Origin of the sequence: Chryseobacterium sp. VD8 (assembly GCF_037149975.1) — a bacterium.
Lineage (GTDB): Bacteria > Bacteroidota > Bacteroidia > Flavobacteriales > Weeksellaceae > Chryseobacterium > Chryseobacterium indicum.
This window is the reverse complement of sequence record NZ_JBBCQL010000353.1, coordinates 1-2,852: the sequence shown is the minus strand read 5'-3', so window position 1 is coordinate 2,852 and position 2,852 is coordinate 1. Positions and strand designations below refer to the sequence as shown.

The 2,852-nt window shown below is 35.4% G+C and carries 5 protein-coding genes; all 5 read left to right on the top strand.

The features are described from left to right. Positions 1 to 1,544: RHS repeat domain-containing protein (locus WFK35_RS21960; RefSeq protein WP_336734702.1), on the top strand; the 1,544-nt coding region annotated here is incomplete at its 5' end. Continuing rightward, entirely contained in the window at positions 1,534 to 1,719 is a 186-nt protein-coding gene (locus WFK35_RS21955; protein WP_116096831.1) for a hypothetical protein, read from the top strand. The genes WFK35_RS21960 and WFK35_RS21955, both read left to right, overlap by 11 nt. 116 nt (positions 1,720 to 1,835) lie before the next feature. Then, on the top strand, positions 1,836 to 2,069 hold the full coding sequence (locus WFK35_RS21950) for a hypothetical protein (protein WP_336734697.1): 234 nt from the start codon (positions 1,836 to 1,838) through the stop codon (positions 2,067 to 2,069). A 38-nt stretch (positions 2,070 to 2,107) separates the two neighbouring features. Then, positions 2,108 to 2,377 (top strand): transposase, encoded by a 270-nt coding sequence (locus WFK35_RS21945; protein ID WP_336734695.1) that lies wholly within the window; start codon positions 2,108 to 2,110, stop codon positions 2,375 to 2,377. A 23-nt stretch (positions 2,378 to 2,400) separates the two neighbouring features. Continuing rightward, positions 2,401 to 2,852: IS3 family transposase (locus WFK35_RS21940; protein WP_336734693.1), on the top strand; the 452-nt coding region annotated here is incomplete at its 3' end.

The following is a 2,852-nucleotide window of genomic DNA, read 5'->3' as shown; positions in this document are numbered from 1 at the left end:
ATCTGAAAAGATCGGCGCAATCTCAGCAAGGTGCTTCTGCATTTAATATTGATGATCTTGGATATATTTATACCGGAAACAGGCTGACTTCCGTTACCGATTCCTCAACAGATTACAGAGGTTATCCGGATACCTCAGGAAATCCAATTCGCTATGATAGCAACGGAAATATGATTTCTCACAGAGATAAGGGAATTTTGCAAATTGATTATAATTTTTTAAATCTTCCGAAATACATTAAGTTCGATAATTTCATAACAACTCGTGCCGGAAAAATATACGTTAATACAGCATATACTTACAGGGCAGATGGAGTAAAAGTGGGGAAACAATATTCCTATAAAAATTCCAGTAATATAACCCATCTTTTCAACGAAAGGACGGATTATCTGGATGGTTTTCAATATACCAATGAGTTGCTTAAATTTGTTCCAACTTCCGAAGGGTATTATAATTTCGAAAATAATAAGTATATTTACAACTACACAGACCATTTGGGAAATATCCGTTTAAGTTATTTCAACAATGGAAGCGGCGCAGAAGTTCTTGAAGAAAATAACTATTATCCTTTTGGGATGAAGCATGAAGCCTATAATGTTTTACCGGGAAATCCTGTATACAAATACAGTTACAATGGAAAAGAATTGCAGACGGAATCAGGATTGTATGATTACGGAACAAGGTTTTATATGGCAGACATCGGAAGGTGGGGGGTGCAAGATGATCACCAAGAATTATATCATTCATATTCTTCTTATCATTATGTTGCGGACAATCCTGTTCTTGTGATTGACCCCGATGGAAGAGATTGGTATTATACAAATGATGGACAATATTTATATAATAAAGATTTAAATAGAGATAACGCCTCTCAATTTTTCAAAGACAATAACATTGAGGGCGCAAAATATGCTTTTGCGAGCAACACGATGGGGAATTTTCATTATGGTGCGGATGGTGTAATTTATGATGATTCAAAAGCAGGTAGAGGAAAAGCAATTGAAAACGGGACGCTTCATAATATTCCGGAAATAACTTTAACCAAAAATCTTACTTTAGAAAAAATAGTTAAATCTGTTATCGTTGGTATAAATATGTATAGCGGTGTAGATGAATTGATTGGAGGAGTTGGTTCATTACTTGTTCCCGAACCCACAATGATAACAAAAGTTTCAGGGGTATATCTAATTGGTGATGGACTTACAAGGTCTATATCTGGTCCTATTCAACTTTATGGAATTTGGGGTAATGATAAACAATTAGAGAATGTTCCAGGAAATCTTTTAGGATTAGTAGGAAACGGAATAGACAATCTAAATAGTAATAAGCCTGGATATGTTACGGGTGGTGATGGACAATTAGTTGGTGAAATGGTTGGTGATTTTGGATTAGCTCGAAGAAGCTTATACAAAGCTCTTATGTCGCCACAAGGAGTTTCAAAAATGAAAGATTATATAAGATTTGGGAAAATAATAAATAGTCTTTCTTCACCTGCAAGAACAGGTTACTCAAAAGGCAAAAAAATAAAAGAAAATGAGAAATGATGTATTACTTATTCTATTAATTTCTTCAGCAGTATTTATTGCAGTATTAGTATATAATGTAAAGAGGTTGAAAAAAATGACCTATGAAGAGAGAGAAAAAGAAACTGACAGAAGTTTAGATAGAGCGGGTTGGCTCACTATAATAAAAAACATATTAAAACTATTTACTAACTGAAAAACAACTCGCATTTCGCGGGAATCCCTGATCTCGCGGATTTGTAATCCGTGAACAATAATAAACCCACCTTTTTTGCGGTGGGTTTTGTGTTATAAAGAGCAGCACAAAATAAGATGCTTTTCATTTTTAACCTCAGAAAGCAGGGCGAAGTCGGGGTAACGGTACAGGAAAGATTTGAGTATGATTCTCAGAACAGGTTGGTAAAACATTATCATCAGGTAGACAATAATCCTGAAGAACTGCTTGCCGAAAACACCTATAACGATCTGTCCCAGCTTGTGAACAAGAAAGTAGGGAATAATCTTCAAAGCATCTGTAAGTCTCCCCTAAGGTTGGACAATTTATAACCCTAAGATTAACGAGAAAAAACAATTAATTTTAGGATATGAGAACAAGTAAATTTACAGACAGCCAAATTTTGGCAATTTTGAAAGAGTATGAATCAGGGCAGACCGCAAAAGAATTGTCTCGAAAATACGGTTTCCACTACCAAACCTTGCACGATTGGAAAAAGAAATTTGGTGGGATAACTTCTACCAAAGAACTACAGAAAATCAAGGAACTGGAATCTGAGAACAATCGTTTGAAGAAGATGTTTGCCAATTTGAGCTTGGAACATGAAGCATTGAAGGACGTTTTGTCAAAAAAGTGGTAAAGCCTGCTACGAAACGAGAAGTTGTGAATTACCTTGTGTCAGAATATCCTATAAACATCCGGCAGGCGTGTAAATCTCTTAATTTGGAAAGGAGCAGTTATTATTATCAGCCCCAAAGAAAGGAAGACACAGAACTCATTGGTTGGCTGAATGAACTTTCAGAGAAACATCCTAGCTATGGATTCAAGAAAATATTTCATAGTCTGAGGAATCAAGGTTTTTCCTGTAATCACAAGAAGGTGTATCGTATTTACAAAAAATTAGGATTGAATCTTTTAAGGAAACGCAAGAGAAGATTGGCTTCGAGAGAACGAAAAAATCTGGAAGTTCCAAGAAACTACAATGAAGTTTGGAGTATCGATTTTATGAGTGATGCGCTTTTCAATTCGAGAAGATTTAGAACATTGAATATCATTGATGATTACAACCGCGAATCAATTTGGATTGAGATTGGGCTTTCCATCGGAGCGATTCA

Bases quoted from the DNA above. Each gene is read 5' to 3' on its own strand.
- WFK35_RS21955 (WP_116096831.1), top strand. From the start codon at position 1,534: ATGAGAAATGATGTATTACTTATTCTATTAATTTCTTCAGCAGTATTT.
- WFK35_RS21950 (WP_336734697.1), top strand. From the start codon at position 1,836: ATGCTTTTCATTTTTAACCTCAGAAAGCAGGGCGAAGTCGGGGTAACG.
- WFK35_RS21945 (WP_336734695.1), top strand. From the start codon at position 2,108: ATGAGAACAAGTAAATTTACAGACAGCCAAATTTTGGCAATTTTGAAA.